Origin of the sequence: Pedobacter soli (assembly GCF_900101435.1) — a bacterium.
GTDB classification, from domain to species: Bacteria; Bacteroidota; Bacteroidia; order Sphingobacteriales; family Sphingobacteriaceae; genus Pedobacter; species Pedobacter soli.
Genome location: NZ_FMZH01000002.1, coordinates 708085 through 726431 on the forward strand (window position 1 = coordinate 708085; position 18347 = coordinate 726431).

Sequence of the window (18347 nt, forward strand, 5' to 3'; positions counted from 1 at the left end):
TTTTTAAAAAGATCTCTCCGTTTCGCTGCGCTTTAGTCGAGATGACGATTACGCTAACTTTAGTCTTTAAGCTTTATGCTTTTAACTTATTTCAATCTGATTTCGCTTACACTCATTCCTTGTGGCACCATCGGGAAAACGTTGTTTTCTCTGCCAACCATAACTTCAAGCAGGTAAGAACCTTCGTGGTTAATCATGGTTTCCAATGCTGCTCTCAGGTTTGCACGTTCGTCAACTTTAGCGGCCTCGATGTAGTAAGATTTAGCCAACGCCACAAAATCAGGACTGGTAATGTTTACAAAAGAGTAACGTTTATCGTGGAATAACTGTTGCCACTGGCGAACCATACCTAAGAAACGGTTATTCAGGATCAGGATTTTAACAGCTGCACCGAATTGCATAATTGTTCCCAGTTCCTGCGGAGTCATCTGGAAACCACCGTCGCCAATAATCGCAATTACTGTTTTATCAGGTGCACCATATTTGGCACCAATTGCAGCCGGTAAGCCAAAGCCCATGGTACCTAAACCACCAGAGGTGATGTTGCTCCGGGTATTGTTAAACTTGGCATAACGGCAGGCTACCATCTGGTGCTGACCAACATCGGTAACGATAATGGCATCACCACCACAGATTTCGTTGATGTTGCGTAATACTTCACCCATGGTCATCTCATCGCCTGCTGGGTAAAGTTCAGAAGTAATTACCTGATCAATTTCCTGCTGGTTGTACTCCCTGAATTTCGCAACCCATTCTTCGTGTTTATTTTCGTTAACCAGGCTGGTTAATAGCGGCAATGTTTCTTTACAATCGCCCCAAACACCAACCTCGGCTTTAACGTTTTTATCAATTTCGGCAGGGTCGATGTCTAAATGCACAACCTTGGCTTGTTTGGCATATTTATCTAAACGGCCGGTTACACGGTCATCGAAACGCATACCTACGGCAATAATTACATCGGCCTCATTAGTTAAAACATTTGGCCCGTAATTTCCGTGCATACCCAACATTCCTACGTTTAAAGGGTGTGAAGTTGGGATGGCACCTTCGCCCATGATCGTCCAGGCAGAAGGAATACCAGCTTTTTCGATAAAGGCTTTAAATTCTTCTTCGGCTTTACCTAAAATAACCCCTTGGCCAAACAATACAAACGGACGTTTAGCCGAGTTAATTAAAGCTGCAGCCTGTTCTATAAACTCAACCCTAACTTTTGGTTTCGGGCGGTAAGAGCGGATATGGTTACACTTTACATATTCAGGAAACTCCTCAATCTGTAATTGCGCATTTTTGGTAATATCGATTAAAACAGGACCTGGTCTGCCGCTTTTAGCAATGTAAAAAGCTTTGGCCAATACCTCCTGGATTTCTTTGGCATCGGTAACCTGATAATTCCATTTGGTAACTGGAGTAGTGATGTTGATTACATCGGTTTCCTGGAAAGCATCTGTACCCAATAAGTGGGCAAATACCTGACCGGTGATGCATACTAAAGGTGTACTGTCTATTTGCGCATCGGCTAAACCGGTTACCAGGTTGGTTGCGCCTGGTCCGCTGGTTGCAAATACCACACCTACTTCGCCGCTTGCGCGTGCAAAACCCTGAGCGGCGTGTATACCACCTTGCTCATGGCGAACCAGTATGTGTTCTAATTTATCGGCATAATCGTAAAGGGCATCATAAATAGGCATGATTGCTCCACCCGGATAACCAAAGATGGTGGTTACGCCTTCTTCGATTAAGCCATTCAACAAGACCTGTGAGCCTGAGCCTTTAAAGGTTTTTGAGGTTTCTGCTTTCGCCCCGGTTTGTTGTATTGTATCTTGTGCAGTTTCCATAATTATGTTTTTGCGGTTCTTTTATTCTTTAAGTTTAAACCCAATTCTTTCTCTATCCTTCCATTTCAATTGAGCAATTTTTTCGTCGATTAAATTTTCCATTGCATCATAAAGTTCATTTAACTGAACATCATGTTCTCCAATCCGTTCCTTAATTTCTGTTAGTTGCTCATTTATGCTGTTTTGTTTTAGCAAAACCTTCCGAACATCAACAAAGGCCCTCATAATGGCAATATTCATGTTAATCGCCTTATCACTCTTTAAAACACCACTTAGCATGGCTACACCTTGCTCGGTAAAGGCATAGGGTAAATATTTGCCTGTCCTATTTTGTGGCATGTTAGCCATCATCACAAATTGTGATGATGGATTTGTAACTTGGGGTACTGTCGCAATTTGTGACAGCATATTTTGCCACTCTATGGACGTGAGTTGAAACATAAAATCATCTGGAAAACGCTTTATATTTCGCTTTACTGCTTGATTTAGTACTCTTGTCTCAACTTCATAAAGTACTGCCAAATCGAAATCCAACATTACTCTTTCACCCCTGATTTCATAAATCCTGTTTTGAATACTCTTAATTATTTGCATAATATTTTGTTTAGTATTAATTCAGCTCAGGGATGATTTTTTGCTGTGGTTCGTGTCTCCAAGAACCATGTTTTGTTTTATTATTCGTCAGTTACACATCCTTCCGATGCATCTGAAACTGTTTTAGCATATTTATATAGCACACCTTTGGTAACTTTCAATGCAGGTTGTATATAGTTCTTTTTGCGTTCGGCAATTACTTCATCGCTAACCTGCAGGTTAATAATGTTGTTTACAGCATCGATTAAAATGCGGTCTTCATCTTCAACAAGGCCAATTAAACCGCCTTTGTAAGATTCTGGTGTGATGTGACCCACCACGAAACCGTGTGTACCGCCCGAGAAACGGCCATCGGTAATTAAAGCCACCGATTTACCCAAACCAGCACCGATAATGGCTGAAGTTGGTTTCAACATTTCTGGCATACCTGGAGCACCAACCGGACCTGAGTTTTTTATTACGATTACATCGCCAGGCTGAACGCGGCCGCTCGAAATACCGGCAATTAGATCATGCTCACCATCAAATACGCGTGCCGGGCCTTCAAATTTTTCACCTTCTTTACCGCTGATTTTAGCTACAGAGCCTTTTTCGGCCAGGTTGCCATAAAGAATCTGCAGGTGGCCGGTTGCTTTAATCGGTTCGCTTAATTTTTGAATAATCTTTTGATCGTAATCCATGATCGATTTTACGTCAGCCAGATTTTCAGCTACTGTTTTACCGGTTACAGTTAAGCAATCGCCATGTAACAAACCTTCATTCAACAAATATTTCAATACCGCAGGGATACCTCCATATTGGTGTAAATCCTGCATCAGGTATTTTCCGCTAGGTTTGAAATCGGCCAATACAGGTGTTACATCACTCATGCGTTGGAAATCATCCTGCGTAATTTCGATACCTATTGCTTTACCCATTGCAATAAAGTGCAATACGGCATTGGTACTTCCACCTAAAATGATAATCGAACGGATCGCATTTTCGAATGCTTTTCTCGTCATAATATCAGATGGCTTGATATCTTTTTCTAATAAAACTTTGATGTATTTACCTGCATCTAAACATTCTTGTTTCTTTTCTTCGCTTATAGCTGGGTTAGAAGAAGAGTAAGGTAAGCTCATACCCAAAGCTTCAATTGCCGATGCCATGGTATTTGCCGTGTACATACCACCACATGCACCTGCACCAGGGCAAGTATGTTTAATGATGCCCTGATAGTCTTCATCAGAAAGATTACCACAGATTTTTTGACCTAAAGCTTCGAAAGCCGATACAATGTTTAATTCTTCGCCTTTGTAGTGGCCAGGGGCAATTGTACCACCATAAACCATAATAGAAGGACGATCTAAACGTGCCATAGCCATAATTGCACCAGGCATATTTTTATCGCAGCCCGGAATGGCAATTACACCATCGTAGTATTGTCCGCCGCAAATGGTTTCGATACTATCGGCAATTACATCACGACTAACCAAAGAATAACGCATACCGTCGGTTCCGTTACTCATACCATCACTTACCCCAATAGTATTAAAAACCAAGCCCACTAAATCATTTTTCCAGACCCCTGCTTTGACGTCTTTTGCAAGGTCGTTCAGGTGCATGTTGCAGGTGTTACCATCGTAACCCATACTTGCAATACCGACTTGTGCTTTAGCCATATCAGCATCGGTTAAGCCGATTCCGTAAAGCATGGCTTGCGCCGCCGGTTGTGTTGGGTCTTGTGTAAATGTTTTACTGTACTTGTTTAATTCGCTCATTGTTTAAAATGTATATTCTGGTTCTGTTAGTTGTACTTTTTTGAGGCAAAAAAAAACCGCCTCGTTTCGGAGGCGGTTTCGATTTTGTATATTTTTATTATACGCAACGATATCCACCTCTCTGCTGAGAAATGACAATAATTAGGTTGCTAATAATGCTTGTGTTTAAATTCATGTTTTCTACGAATCACAAACATACTAACTTATTAAAAAATGCAAAGAACTATTTTTGTTTATTTCTCTATTTTTTAGACTCCGGACTCCTGACTTTCCGACTTCGGTCTATATAATTACCTCGTAATTCACTTTCTCCAATACCAGATTTTTATAGGCCCGTTGTATGGTGTAGCCGATTGATTCGCGCCATAAAGGGCGGTAAACGATATCATCAATAGAGGCTATACCTGCAATTTCTGTCGCGGTTCCACATAAAAAGGCACTGTCGGCATTCTTTAAATCTTCGACAGTAAGCTTTTTTTCGATGCATTCGATATCTAATACTGTGCAAAGTTCTTTAACTGTTGCCCGGGTAATACCTGGTAAAATATTGCCTAAAGAAGGTGTATACAGCTTGCCATCCTTTTCAAGGAAAATATTGGCACCTGACGCTTCTGCAACAAAGCCATGCATATCAAGCAATAATGCTTCGTCGTAACCTTTAATGTTGGCGGCAGTAGTGGCTAAAATAGAGTTTACATAGTTTCCACTCAGTTTAGCTTCCATAGGGCTCGATTTAGGATTTGGTCTTTCGTAATCGGAAACCGTTAATTTTAATAATTTATTGCCCGAATAAGCGTCCCATTCCCAGGCACAAATCATGATCGAAACACCACTTGGCGAATTGAGTTTCATGTTGGGATGGCAAAAAACCAAAGGGCGGATATAGGCATCTTTCAGTTTATTTAACTGAAGTAATTTATATGTAGCATCAATTAATTCCTGTTTATCCCAGGGGAAGGGGATGTTAGCCAATTGGCAGGAACGCTCTAAACGATCAAAGTGGGCAGCAGCCTTGAAAATACGGTTGCCATTATGTGTTTTATAAGATCTAATGCCCTCAAAAGCTGCATAACCATAATGTAACGACTGACCATAAAGATCAGTGCTGCTGTTTACAGCTTTCTCAAAAGCTCCATCAAGGTAAATAATCGTATTAGAATTGTAGTATTTCATAATACTCTCTGTTTTGTTATTTAAAAAAAGCGTCCCGTTTGTATCGGGACGCTTCAGGTATATTTAGTTTCTTAATTACTATTTAAACTGCGCCCGCTTATTGCCTAAAAGGTTTAGGAGTAGGAGGTTAAGTAAAATGACAGGAAACAACACCACGCTAACAACTGTTGCTGCTAAAGCTTTTGGATTAAAGGTGTGATTTTGGATCGTCATCATTATCTTATTGTTTATAAAACCAATTTAGTTTTTGGTTCATTAATATGCAAGAGAAATCAGAAAAAAGTTAAATCGGAATATAATTCTTGTATTTTGTTTAAAATCAAAACATAATTCTTAATTGGAGTGTAATTAGTGATTTAATGCCGATAGCCGTAGACTAAATATCAAAACGGTATACGGTATGATTATTATGCTTGCATTATAAATTTTCTGATTTTCTGCCTAAAATGACTAAAACGCTGTTGAAACTTTAAAAAATCACCTCAAAAATTACTTAAAAACAGGGGAGCTGTTAAGGGAATTTGGGGTTTGGATAGTGCATCATTTTCATACCATAATACCACCTGTCGCGAAGGTTTAATAAGTTACCTTCGAACTCATAACCGGGCATTAACCGTGAAAAGAAATTTTCTTTGCGCAGTAACTTTTCCAGTTTCTTAATGGTAGCTGCACTTAGCTCTTGATAATAAGGTTCGATAATTTTTTGTTCTTGTAATAATAAATCTGCATCCCAGGTTTCTGCTGCTTTCCCGGTCAGGGGTTTTGAGGTATAAAGTAATCTCAGGCTTTTCCAGATATCATCGAATATAACGCGGCTGCCTTCGGTAACAAACGCGCATATTTCGGGGTTGGTAATTCCGGAGAGTTTTGCAGGTTGCGTTAAAAGTTTTTCGAGCTTTCGGGTAGTAATTGTAGCAGCATAACTCCATTTCGTTTCGAAGCCCAGCGAATCTGTCTGGTGCTGAAACCAATGGTAAAAAGCAGAGCGTTCGGCAATATCTGCATATTCTTGAAAACCATTTTCGAGCCGGATATTAAATTTATTGGCATTTTTCCAGGCTGTGGTGTTTTTTAGGCGATCGGATTTGAGCCAGTTGCCGTCCTTTCCATTTGGTATGGCTTTAGGGAAAACTTCAAGATAAGCTGCAATAGAACGGAATTCTTTGGCTTCTGCCAAATTAATGATAAAGAAGAGCAAGCATGAAATCAGGATTTTTTTAACCGGAAGCATATTCGTGTATCATTAGTAGCTATAAAAGATACGATAAAATCGGCGTTCGGGTTGCTGTTACCTAGAAATAAACTGGTAATATTGTTTTAAAACAAAAAAGCCTTTCCGAAATTTATCGAAAAGGCTTTTCTTATTAATGCGTTTCTAAATCAGAATTGCATGTTATGTTTTATGCAACACCTTCTGCTAAAACAACAACTTTATTGTGGATGGCTTCAACTACGCCGCCTTTAATAAAAAAACGTTGCTCTTCAGCTTTGTTTGCTTTGATAATAACTTCTCCATCTTCCAAAGTTGAGATGATAGCGGCATGGTCTTTTAAAATCTGAAAAGAACCTAAAGTACCAGGAACCGTAACTGCTGTTACTTCACCTTCGTAAACTTTTTTATCTGGAGTTAATATTTCTAAATTCATCTTTGAATAGATTTGAGATTTGAGATATGAGATTTGAGATACTCATCTCTTCTCACATCTCATATCTAATGTCTCTTGTCTTAATTCGCTTCTGCTAATAATTTTTTACCTTTTTCGATAGCATCTTCGATACTACCAACCAGGTTAAATGCAGCTTCAGGATATTCGTCAACTTCACCATCCATAATCATGTTGAAACCTTTGATGGTTTCTTTGATGTCAACCAATACACCTTTTAAGCCTGTAAATTGCTCAGCTACGTGGAAAGGTTGAGATAGGAAACGTTGAACACGACGTGCTCTGTGTACAGTTAGTTTATCTTCTTCAGATAACTCGTCCATACCTAAGATCGCGATGATATCCTGTAATTCTTTATAACGTTGTAAAATTTCTTTAACACGTTGAGCGGTGTTGTAGTGCTCATCGCCCAATACTGCAGGAGAAAGGATACGTGAAGTAGAATCCAGTGGATCTACCGCAGGATAGATACCAAGCTCAGAAATTTTACGTGATAATACTGTAGTTGCATCCAGGTGGGCAAATGTTGTTGCCGGCGCAGGGTCAGTTAAGTCATCCGCAGGTACGTATACCGCTTGTACTGAAGTAATTGAACCGCGTTTAGTTGAAGTAATACGCTCCTGCATTAAACCCATCTCAGTTGCCAATGTTGGTTGGTAACCTACCGCAGATGGCATACGACCTAAAAGAGCCGATACCTCAGAACCTGCCTGAGTAAAACGGAAGATGTTATCAACGAAGAAAAGGATATCTTTTCCAGCGCCTTCGCCATCACCATCACGGAAATATTCTGCAACAGTTAATCCTGATAATGCCACACGAGCACGTGCACCAGGAGGCTCGTTCATTTGACCGAAAACCAATGTTGCTTTAGATTCTTTTAATTTTTCTGTATCAACAGCGTTAAGATCCCAACCACCTTTTTCCATTGAGTGTAAGAAATCATCACCATAGTTGATTACACCTGACTCGATAAACTCACGAAGTAAATCGTTACCTTCACGGGTACGCTCACCAACACCTGCGAATACTGATAAACCAGCATAAGCTTTAGCGATGTTGTTTACCAACTCCATAATTAATACCGTTTTACCTACACCAGCACCACCGAACAAACCAATTTTACCACCTTTTGCATAAGGCTCTAATAAATCGATTACTTTAATACCTGTAAAAAGTACTTCAGTTTCGGTAGATAAATCTTCGAACTTAGGAGGAGTTGAGTGGATAGGACGACCATCTGTTTTATCAACAGCGTTGATACCGTCAATCGCTTCACCAACTACATTGAATAAACGACCTTTAATCTGGTCGCCAACTGGCATTTTAATCGCAGCGCCAGTATCAACTACTTTCATACCGCGAACTAAACCGTCAGTAGAGTCCATTGAAATTGCACGTACACGGTCTTCACCTAAGTGCTGTTGAACTTCTAAAACAATTTTTTGTCCATTTTCTTTCGTTATCTCTAACGCATCAAAAATTTTAGGTAGATGGGCATCATCAGCAAAGCTAACGTCAACCACTGGGCCGATAATTTGTGCTATTTTTCCTAAGTTAGGCATATCTGTTGTGAGTAAATTTATTACAGTCAATGAATTAAAGCTGTTTGTAAGGTCTCCAATTCGGTTGGCAAAGTTAAGTTATTCTTACTTAATTTTAAATATATATTATAAAATTTTTTAACAGTATTTTTATAGATAATTTCGGGACCTAAATCGTACAGATGAAAAGCATTTTAACAACGGGCAGTAATGGCCTTTTAGGGCAGAAAATAACCGAAAAAGTTCTTGCCGAAGGCAGGGTAAAACTCATTGCAACTTCAAAAGGAGTAAACCGGTATCCGGTAAAGGCAGGATATGAATATGCCGAAATGGATATACTCAATCCTGAGCAGGTTAGGCAGGTTATAGAAAAATATAAGCCCGATGCCATCATTCATACAGCAGCCATGACCAATGTTGATACTTGCGAAGCCAATAAGGAACTTTGCCATCAACTTAATGTAGATGCGGTTAAAACCTTATTATCTATTTGTGAGGAAAAAAATATCCAGCTGGTTCATTTAAGCACCGATTTTGTTTTTGATGGTGCTAACGGGCCATATAAAGAAGAGGATGCGGTATGCCCGGTAAGTTATTATGGCGAATCGAAAGTGTTGTCAGAAGATTTATTGAAGCAATCGAAAGTACATTGGGCTATTATCAGAACAATTCTGGTTTATGGTATCAGCAGTGATATGAGCAGGAGCAACATTGTACTTTGGGCCAAAGGTGCTTTAGAAAAGGCATCGCCTATCAATGTGGTAAACGACCAGTGGCGCATGCCAACCCTTGCTGAAGATTTAGCCGAAGCCTGCATTTTAGCCGTAGAGCAACGCGCACAAGGCATTTACCATATCTCAGGTAAAGATTACATGAGTATTGCAGATTTAGTGCGAAAAGTTGCCGATTATTGGTCGCTTGATCAGTCTTTTCTGCACGAGATCAGTTCCGCCAGTTTAAATCAAACAGCTAAAAGGCCGATACGAACAGGTTTTATTCTGGATAAAGCAATTAAAGATTTAGGCTATAATCCACATAGTTTTGAAGAAGGATTGGCGATTTTAAAAGGGCAAATGTAAAATATGCTGCCGGATAGCCATGATCAAGTGATAAGTTAGCTGCCTTTATTAATAGATTAACAATTAAGCAATTTATATAATTAAACATTAAAAAAATAATATGTCATTACAAATAGGCGATCAGGCCCCTGATTTTAAATTATACAGCTCTGAATTAACAGAGGTGTCTTTGTCTGCTTTCAAAGGAAAAAAAGTAATTATCCATTTCTTCCCAATGGCTTTTACAGGTACCTGCACCGAGCAGTTATGCACCATGAGGGATAATTTTAGCTATTATGAAGGAATTAATGCACAGGTAATTGGTATTTCTGTCGATTCGCCGTTCTCATTAGCAAAGTTTAAGGAAGTACAGCATTATCAGTTTCCGTTATTATCTGATTTTAATAAAGAAGTATCGGCTGCTTACGGCGCATTTTACGATGAATTTGTGTTCGGATTGAAAGGTGTTTCCAAAAGAGCGGCTTTTGTGATCGATGAAGAAGGAAAAATTGCTTATGCTGAAGTTTTAGAAGATGCGCATGAATTGCCTGATTTTAAAGCAATTAATGATGTTTTGAGTGCCTAAAGCAACATTTGCAAAGAAATTTTTTATTTTTTTTCTCTAAAATAGTTGGAAATTAAAAACTCAACTCATACCTTTGCAGTCCGTTAACGATACGGAAACGCATTCGTAGCTCAATTGGATAGAGCATCTCACTACGGATGAGAAGGTTTGGGGTTCGAATCCCTACGAGTGCACATCGAAAGCTTCAGAGAAATCTGGAGCTTTTTTGTTTTGCTGATTTTCTTTGGCAAAATTGATTAGCCTGAATGCTGCGATTAATTAGGATCAAGTGGAAAAAGGTGTTGATCTACCAGCTGGCTAATCTCTTTCAGTTCCGCTTCGAGCCTTAGAATAGCATTTTCGTATTCCCTTTTGATCTGCTGATATTCTTCTGTAGATATGGTGCGTATTTCACTGAAACTATCCACCTTGTTTCGGGCTAAGCTTTCTACATGAGATGATCGTGAGTTCGCCCAGACCATTAAATTTTGCTATCTCCGCGATATTTTATATTCAATAGGGCGGACTTCATGTTAGTCTTTTGCAGCACTCAAGCCTCGGCTTGAATGGTTCTTGACGGTACCTCACTCAAAAGCATTGGAGTTCGTCTTATTGGTGTCTCACCAATCTGGTTTCCACTTGCTTTTAGGGTACATCGTTTTACATAAAATTACCGTTTATGAAAACGAACAAATTAACCGCCATCAATTGTGATCACTTCAAGGATTGATAAAAGATTATTCCCTACAAAATGTAAACCGGAGCGTATGGACGCAAATGAAAAGTTTCCTTTTGACTGGCTGTATGCTATTAAGCCTAAGAATCCTGTTTGAGGGATGGCAGGGCAGGCGGGACCTAAATGGTTAATGATTCTTATGGGTTCTTTAATAATGCAGCCTGCCCTGTTTTTTGCTTTTGGGCTTTAGCTTCTGGCGCTAAAAAAAATCATTAAAGCTTTTTGACATCGATTCAATGAGTTCACCTTTATATTCTTCTGGAAAACCTGCTTTAAAATCAGCCCAACAGGCACTTGAGGTATTTTGTGAAAGTTATAGTTTAGAAAAGGTGAAACTTGTGCTGCTGGAGGTGTTTCAAGGATATGTCCTTAATGATAAAAAAGGTTTTCTGGAACTGGGTATCAGTGAACAGGAGGTCGGTGAGGTTTTCGATGGGCTGATCGAACTGGTCGGAGCGGTACAGACGTTGGTTGAGCAGGGTGAGACTAATGGGCTTGGTTCGGAGGCTTAAGGACAGATTACAGTTTAATTTCTAATTTTTTACGGTTTAAATCAATCAAAATGAAGCTGAAATTATGCTTCCTGCTATTGCTATGTCCTTTTTTATGGGGCTATGCTCAGGATAATAAAATATCGGTTACTTCTACGGCTTCGGGTAAGGTTGGGATAGTGATCGGACAGCCGGTGCTGGAGGTAGTGATACAGAATGTTTCGGGGCTTGATAGCGCCGGGCGCAATTTTAAGCCGGTGCTGTTTTCTGCTTTTAAGGGTAAGCTGGTGATCCTGGATTTTTGGGCGAGCTATTGCGTACCCTGTATTACCAGTTTCCCGAAAATGAAAATGTTGCAGGAGAAATATCAGAACGATTTGCAGGTGATCCTGGTGAATAACGAACCTGTAGGTAGGGCAAAGGTTTTTTTGCAGAAAAGGAGAAAAGAATATGGCGAAGCTTTTATTTCTGTATTTGCCGATACAGTGCTGAATAAAATGTTTCCACACCGTACCATACCCCACTATGTATGGATCGGCAGGGAGGGCAGGGTGCTGGCGATAACAGGCGAGGAGGAACTGGAGGAAGAGAAGTTGCTACAGGCTATGGCGGGTGAGGGTTATAGGTTCGTCAATAAAAAGAATATTGATCCGGCTTTGCCTTTGTTCAGTTCAGCAGATTTTCCTGCTGACAGTTTGGTTCGCTATAGCCTGTTGACTAAAGGGCGGGTTTCAGGGTTGGCCAGCGGTACGCAATTTCGAAAGTCAAAATCTTCAGGCGTGCTGGTGGGGCGTGCTTTTACCAATACTGATTTTTTTAGCCTTTATGGTACTGTTGGCAGGGTGCTGAAGCGTGCAGAGGGGCAGCGATTTTCTGATAAACAGATCAGGTATTTAGGGGCGGATTCGCTGGGGTTTACTGGTGATAACTACAATTATGAGTTTGTGGTACCTGAATGGTTATCTGCCAGGTTGTACCCCATGATGCTGGATGACCTGAATACCTATTCTCCATATGTAGGCAGTTTCGGAGCTGAAGTGGCTGATTGCCTTGTTCTTGAGCGTTTTGATGGTCCGGAGGTTCGCTTGATCCGAAGTGTTGATGAGGGAGTTTTGGGTGGCCCCAATTATGATAGCGGCAATAAGAATAAGTTAAGCTTGAAAAATGTTTCTGTCGAAGTGCTAGTCGATCATCTGGAAAACTTCGCCTGGAACAGGGTTCCGGTTATCAATGAAACGGGGATCAGTGATCGCATATGGATTGCGATTAGGGAAACCGCTGATCTAAAGCAGGTAAATGCGGGGCTTCGGCAGTACGGGCTGCGCCTGCGTCCGGCGAAGAAAAAAATGGAGGTAATGGTGATCCGAGACCAGATTAAGCAAACTAAACTAATGAATTGAAATGACGAAAATATATATACTAATTTTTTTGATGGGATTTTGCCCGGTAATAGCCTTTGGGCAGGTAGTCTTTGGCGGAAAAATTTTAAGTGCTGCTGATAGCATTGCCGTTCCTGCCAATGTCGAGCTTATGGGTGCTGATGGGCTGGTACGTAAATTACAGGCAGATAGAAACGGGATCTTTTCTGTTAGTGTGCCTGGTGGTACTTACCGTTTTGTGGCCACTGCGGTGGGGTTTAAAGCCTACGCAGTTACTGTCTCTATTCCGCTGCCAAAGGGATTTGTCGTGAGCCTGCTTCCGGCGGATAACCAGTTAGGGGAAGTAACGGTTAGCACGGGTTACCAGGTGCTGGACAGGACGCGGGCCACAGGATCTTTTGATAAACTGGATAAGACCAGGCTGGATCAGCAGGTAGGTAAGAACCTACTCGACAGGTTGGAAGCCATCGGCAACGGGCTAACTTTTGACAGGAGTACCTCAGCTACGGGGAAGTTTTCTATACGCGGTACCAGTACCATCCGCGGGCCAAGAGATCCGCTGATTGTGGTGGATGATTTTCCTTATTCTGGTGATTTATCAAATATCAATCCTGAAGATGTGGAGAGCATAACGGTTTTAAAGGATGCTGCCGCAGCATCCATCTGGGGTACCCGCGCGGGAAACGGGGTGATTGTGATTACTACCAAAAAAGGCAAGAAGAATACGCCCCTTTCGGCCAGCTTTTCAGCTAGCTCGGCTTTTGTGCAGAAGCCTGATCTGCGTTACGAGCAGCGTATTTCCTCTGCCGATGCACTTGATGTAGAGCAGTTTTTATTCGGCAAGGGTTATTATACCAGCCAGATTAATTCCTCGCAGAAGTCTGCCTTAACGCCATTTGTAGAGCTGCTGATTTTGAATGCCTCGGGTAAATTGTCTGATACTGATTTGGCACTAGCCAAGACAGGCTTTGCCGCACACGATGTTTATGAAGATTTTGACCGCTATGTGTACAAAACCGGAGTCAACCAGCAATATGCACTTTCGCTGTCGGGAGGGGGTGAAAAGCATTCCTGGCTGGTTTCTTCAGGCTATAACCGAAATATAGATAATCTGGATGGGGAGAACGCGAGACAGAACTTGCGACTGAGCAACAGTTTTGCGCTGCTGCGCAACCTGAACCTGAATACCGTGTTCAGCTATACGGGAGGCAAAGTTAGAGCGGGGCGGCCGGGCATTGGCGGCATATTGAGTACATCTTCACTTTATCCTTATGCTGCCTTTGCCGATGCTAACGGAAACCCTTTGCCCATAACCAAAAATTATCGCTCTGGTTATCTTTCCTCGCCAGCAATAGCACAGCTATTGGACTGGTCATATTACCCGCTTCTGGATAATCAATACACCGATAATGTAACCAGGCTTACTGACCTGGTGGCCAGTTTCGATCTGGGTTATAAACTGCCACTGGGTTTTAAAGCTTCGCTTAAATACAATATCGAAGAGCAGCGGACCAACAGGGAAATTTTGCAGCAGCTGGGAAGTTATTACACCCGGAACCTGATTAATAGTTTTGCGCAATTAGGCAGCGGTGGGGTAGTAAGTTATCCTGTTCCAATAGGCGCTATTGTTGACAGGAACGAGGGGCGCCTGCGGTCTGAGCAGTATAGGGGACAGCTTGATTTTAACAGGGCATGGTCTTCGCACCGGCTGGATGCTTTGATCGGGGTAGAGTGGAGGAAGGCACAATCAACAGGGGTATCGGGCAGGATGTATGGTGTAGATACCGATAAGCTCACCACAGGGCCGATTGATTATACCCGCACTTTCCCCAACTCGGTTAGCGGAAGTCTGGCTTACATTCCTGATGGTAACGGGCTGAGCCAGGTGGCCAATAATTACTTTTCGCAGTTCGTGAATATGGCCTATACGTTTAAAGATACCTATACGCTCTCGGCAAGCGCAAGGGCCGATGCTTCTAACCTCTTTGGTGTTGCTACCAATGATAAGTGGAAACCTTTATGGTCGGTAGGAGTGGCCTGGGATATTTCCAGGATGTCTTTTTTCAATTTGGGATTTGTAGACCAGCTGAAAGTAAGGTCCACCCTGGGTTTCAGTGGCAATGCCGATCCTTCCATGAGCGGAGTGAATACCATCCGCTACCAGGTTAATTCACCTTACACGCAATCGCCATATGCCATTTTTGACAAATATGCCAACCCTGAGCTGAGGTGGGAATCGGTTAGGATGCTGAACGTAGGCCTGGATTTTGGTTTGCTGAAAGGGAGGCTTTCGGGGAGTGTAGAATATTACAGCAAACATGCGTCTGATCTTTTCGGGGTGTACCCGGTAGATTATACCACCGGGGTAGGAACTACGGTATTGCGCAACGTTGCCGGAATTAAAGGTAGCGGTGTGGATTTGCAGTTGAGTGGCCGGATTTTGCAGGGCGGTTTAACCTGGAGTTCCACGCTTAACCTTTCTTGGTACCGCGATAAAATAGCTAAGTATTACCTTCCATCGGTACAAGGGAGCAATTTTTTGCAGTCTAATGCAGTGGTTTCGGGTGTAGAAGGTTTGCCTGTATATTCGATTTTCTCATACCGCTGGGAGGGCCTCGATTCCGCTACGGGCGAACCGATGGGATTTGTAAATGGCCAGCCCAGTAAGGCGTACAGCAGTATCATCAGCGGTACAAAACTTACTGACCTGGTTTTTCACGGTTCTGCGCTGCCCAGGTATTTCGGCAATATGGTAAACGACTTTGGTTTTAAGAGATTTACCCTGTCTGTAGCGCTCAGTTTTAAGTTTGATTATTATTTCAGGCGCAGGGGTATTGACTATACCAGTCTGTTTGCAAGCGGTAGTGGGCATGCCGATTTTAGTGACCGCTGGAAAAGTCCGGGTGATGAAGCTTTTACCCAGGTGCCCTCAATGCCCTATCCCATTTCAAGCAGCAGGGAATCTTTCTACCGCTTTGCTGAAGTACTCATTGACAGGGGTGACCATATCCGGATACAATACATCAACCTCGATTATGCTTTTGATAGATCCCTTGCAAAAAAAATCGGTTTAAAAACGCTGAATGTATTTGCCAGCCTGGCTAACGTTGGGATCATTTACAGGGCAAATAAACACCAACTCGACCCTGAATATGTAACGAGTAGCTTTAACTTACCTCCGGGCCAAACCCTGGCTTTCGGCTTAAGGGCGAGCCTTTAAAATTTATGATCATGAAAAAGAGAAACTATTTGGGATATTGCCTATTACTGGCTGTTATATTTGTTGGGATTTCAGGCTGTCAGCAGCTTTTGGATGAAAAACCCGATCGGCGTCTGGTGATACCTTCAACCCTGGTCGATTTCCAGGCACTGATGGATAATTTCGGGGTGCTGACTGCCAACGATTTGATCTCAGCGGAAATATCGGCTGATGATTATTATCTTACCGACGCCGACCTTGCGGCACTGCCAAGCGAATATGAGCGCAGGATGTACAGCTGGCAAAAGGATAATCTTTTTGAACCGGGAAGCAATGATTGGGCTTATTTGTATAAAGCTGTATATTCATGCAATGCTGTACTGGAGGGCTTGGAAGCATCCACAATTGTCAGGGATGCTGGGTTTGATAATGTAAAAGGTCAGGCACTGGTATACCGCGCCAAGTGCTTTTTGCAGGGGCTGGGTGTCTGGGCAAAGGCTTACCAGGTTTCATCTACTGCAGATCTGGGTATCCCTTTGCGACCCAATGCCGATTTCAATACCCCCTCTATAAGGGCTACCGTACAGGAAGGTTACCTAAAGGTACTCACTGATCTAAAAGCTGCGGTACCGCTTTTGCCAGAGAAAGCATTAAGTGCAACCAGGCCATCAAAAGCGAGTGCCTATGGGCTTCTGGCGCGTGCTTTTTTATACATGGGCGATTATCAGGCAGCTGAAAATTATGCAGATTCCTGCCTTCGCATTAATGGGGTGCTTTTGGATTACAATAAATTCAATAAAGCAGACCGCTATCCGGTGGCGCTTTTTAATCCTGAAGTGGTTTTTAACACGTTTGTTCCGCCTTCAACCATTGTAAGCAGCACCAGGGCAAAGATTGTTCCCCAGCTTTTGCAGGCCTACCAGGCTGATGACTTAAGAAAGCAGATATTTTATTTTGAGAGCGGTGGCGCTTATTATTTTAAAGGCACCTATTTCCAGCCCGCACTTTTTTTCGGCCTGGCCAGCGATGAGATGTACCTCACGCTTGCCGAGTGTCAGGTAAGGAACGGAAAAACAGACCTTGGCATGCAAACCCTGAACAAGCTTTTGGTGACCAGGTTTAAAACCGGAACATTTGTGCCTTTAGTAGCAAGTGATAAAGCAGTAGCACTGGATATAGTATTAAGCGAAAGAAGGAAAGAGCTGGTAATGAGGGGGCTGAGGTGGATGGATGTTAAGCGTTTGAATGCTGATGGTAGAGGAATTGTGCTGAAGCGTACCACAGGGGGGATTGATTACTCATTGACACCAAATGATAAGCGGTATGCACTGCCGCTGCCTGAAGATATTATTGCGTTAACGGGAATGGTCCAGAATGAGCGGTAAACAAAGGGCCTGGATGATTTAACCAGGCCCTTTTCCTCTTACAGTGCACGTTTGGCTGGAGCTCCATCCCTTACATCAGCTGCATTGCTGCCGTAAGTATCCTCAATGTACTGGGTCAGCTTTTCCTGTGTATCGATCGTTTCCGGTGTAGTCAGGTAACAAGGTGCTGCAGTGCCCGAATTACAGCTGGTAGGCGGACTCATGGTAGTAGAATATTTATGGCCATCTGTTGCGTCGGATAGCTGGGTGCCAACAAAATTCCACTGGATATCTGCTTTGGCAGATTTGAATGCGCTGGTGGTAATGGTTAGGCCGAACCCCAATACAAGGGCTGCAAGGCCAAGGTTGAATTTTTTTAACATAGTATTTAGTTTTTTAAAATGATCTCCCTAAGGGAGGATAAATGAAGTCGATCTGGTTAGATGGTCTCTTGATCGGTTGATTTTTGCTGTATTGGATAGGACCAATATCCGGGTCTGTTGATTACTCTTTGTCACGGACCTCCTGCTTTAAGTGAATAGTTAAGCTAGTTATCGCTAGTGTGGTGAATACAAGGTTAAAAATGAGGTGCGATTTCCATCCGAGGCCATTTAATACTCCGCCACAGCTGCAGGGTGTCTTGCTGAAATAACCTGCCAGTACAAGCGCGATGTAGCCGGTGAAAGCTAGCAGCAGTAAAGTTGAACCCAGCAGACCAAGTATCACGGTCCTTTTGAAACATAGCAACAGAGCGGTAACAAGTTCTGCCGGGATCAAAAAATACAATAGAAAATCTGCCAGCCAGCCTGGAAAAGCCTGGTTGTGGAGCTGCTCATCAAAAGTTGTAATGGTGAAGAGTTTACTGAACGCCGCATAACTAAATAACAGTACGAGCAGTGGCGGCACGGTTAATTTGAAGATTGTTTTCATGATAGACGAATTATGAAACAAATTAATGGGGATTAGAAAAGTTAAAACAGTATGA

At 42.2% G+C, this 18347-nt stretch carries 15 protein-coding genes and 1 tRNA gene; 7 read left to right on the top strand and 9 right to left on the bottom strand.

What is annotated here, in order from left to right:
- Positions 1–86 precede the first annotated feature (86 nt).
- From ilvB to atpD, 7 genes are all read right to left on the bottom strand, one after another.
- Complete coding sequence (gene ilvB, locus BLR37_RS06935; protein WP_090766265.1) at positions 87–1835, bottom strand: biosynthetic-type acetolactate synthase large subunit; 1749 nt, start codon at positions 1833–1835, stop codon at positions 87–89.
- A 21-nt stretch (positions 1836–1856) separates the two neighbouring features.
- Entirely contained in the window at positions 1857–2429 is a 573-nt protein-coding gene (locus tag BLR37_RS06940) for an ORF6N domain-containing protein (protein ID WP_039481917.1), read from the bottom strand.
- A gap of 80 nt (positions 2430–2509) precedes the next feature.
- A complete protein-coding gene (gene ilvD / locus BLR37_RS06945) occupies positions 2510–4189 on the bottom strand; it encodes a dihydroxy-acid dehydratase (RefSeq protein ID WP_090766268.1) in 1680 nt (559 codons plus the stop codon).
- A gap of 282 nt (positions 4190–4471) precedes the next feature.
- A complete protein-coding gene (gene ilvE / locus BLR37_RS06950; protein ID WP_090766271.1) occupies positions 4472–5362 on the bottom strand; it encodes a branched-chain-amino-acid transaminase in 891 nt (296 codons plus the stop codon).
- A 511-nt stretch (positions 5363–5873) separates the two neighbouring features.
- Positions 5874–6593, bottom strand: coding sequence for a hypothetical protein (locus BLR37_RS06955; RefSeq protein ID WP_090766273.1), 720 nt, complete (start codon positions 6591–6593; stop codon positions 5874–5876).
- Between the two features lie 169 nt (positions 6594–6762).
- Positions 6763–7008 carry an ATP synthase F1 subunit epsilon gene (atpC, locus tag BLR37_RS06960; protein ID WP_039481908.1) on the bottom strand — a complete coding sequence of 82 codons (246 nt, stop codon included), beginning with the start codon at positions 7006–7008 and terminating at the stop codon, positions 6763–6765.
- An 80-nt stretch (positions 7009–7088) separates the two neighbouring features.
- Positions 7089–8591, bottom strand: a complete 1503-nt coding sequence (gene atpD, locus BLR37_RS06965) for a F0F1 ATP synthase subunit beta (protein ID WP_039481904.1) — start codon at positions 8589–8591, stop codon at positions 7089–7091.
- Positions 8592–8752: 161 nt separating this feature from the next.
- Between atpD and BLR37_RS06970 the strand changes: the two genes are divergently transcribed.
- The 7 genes from BLR37_RS06970 (at position 8753) to BLR37_RS07005 (ending at position 17383) form a co-directional block, all read left to right on the top strand.
- Positions 8753–9649 carry an SDR family oxidoreductase gene (locus tag BLR37_RS06970; RefSeq protein WP_090766276.1) on the top strand — a complete coding sequence of 299 codons (897 nt, stop codon included), beginning with the start codon at positions 8753–8755 and terminating at the stop codon, positions 9647–9649.
- Between the two features lie 100 nt (positions 9650–9749).
- Positions 9750–10214, top strand: coding sequence for a redoxin domain-containing protein (locus BLR37_RS06975; protein WP_039481901.1), 465 nt, complete (start codon positions 9750–9752; stop codon positions 10212–10214).
- Between the two features lie 99 nt (positions 10215–10313).
- Positions 10314–10387, top strand: a tRNA-Arg gene (locus BLR37_RS06980).
- A gap of 778 nt (positions 10388–11165) precedes the next feature.
- Positions 11166–11441, top strand: a complete 276-nt coding sequence (locus tag BLR37_RS06990) for a hypothetical protein (RefSeq protein ID WP_090766281.1) — start codon at positions 11166–11168, stop codon at positions 11439–11441.
- 50 nt (positions 11442–11491) lie between these two features.
- Complete coding sequence (locus BLR37_RS06995; RefSeq protein WP_090766284.1) at positions 11492–12820, top strand: redoxin family protein; 1329 nt, start codon at positions 11492–11494, stop codon at positions 12818–12820.
- 1 nt (position 12821) lies between these two features.
- Positions 12822–16019, top strand: a complete 3198-nt coding sequence (locus BLR37_RS07000; RefSeq protein ID WP_090766287.1) for a SusC/RagA family TonB-linked outer membrane protein — start codon at positions 12822–12824, stop codon at positions 16017–16019.
- Positions 16020–16030: 11 nt separating this feature from the next.
- A complete protein-coding gene (locus BLR37_RS07005; RefSeq protein ID WP_167356562.1) occupies positions 16031–17383 on the top strand; it encodes a RagB/SusD family nutrient uptake outer membrane protein in 1353 nt (450 codons plus the stop codon).
- Positions 17384–17421: 38 nt separating this feature from the next.
- Here BLR37_RS07005 and BLR37_RS07010 read toward each other — a convergent pair whose 3' ends face one another.
- Both BLR37_RS07010 and BLR37_RS07015 read right to left on the bottom strand, forming a co-directional pair.
- On the bottom strand, positions 17422–17745 hold the full coding sequence (locus tag BLR37_RS07010) for a hypothetical protein (RefSeq protein ID WP_090766294.1): 324 nt from the start codon (positions 17743–17745) through the stop codon (positions 17422–17424).
- A gap of 121 nt (positions 17746–17866) precedes the next feature.
- Positions 17867–18292 (bottom strand): MauE/DoxX family redox-associated membrane protein, encoded by a 426-nt coding sequence (locus BLR37_RS07015; RefSeq protein ID WP_090766297.1) that lies wholly within the window; start codon positions 18290–18292, stop codon positions 17867–17869.
- Between the last annotated feature and the right edge of the window lie 55 nt (positions 18293–18347).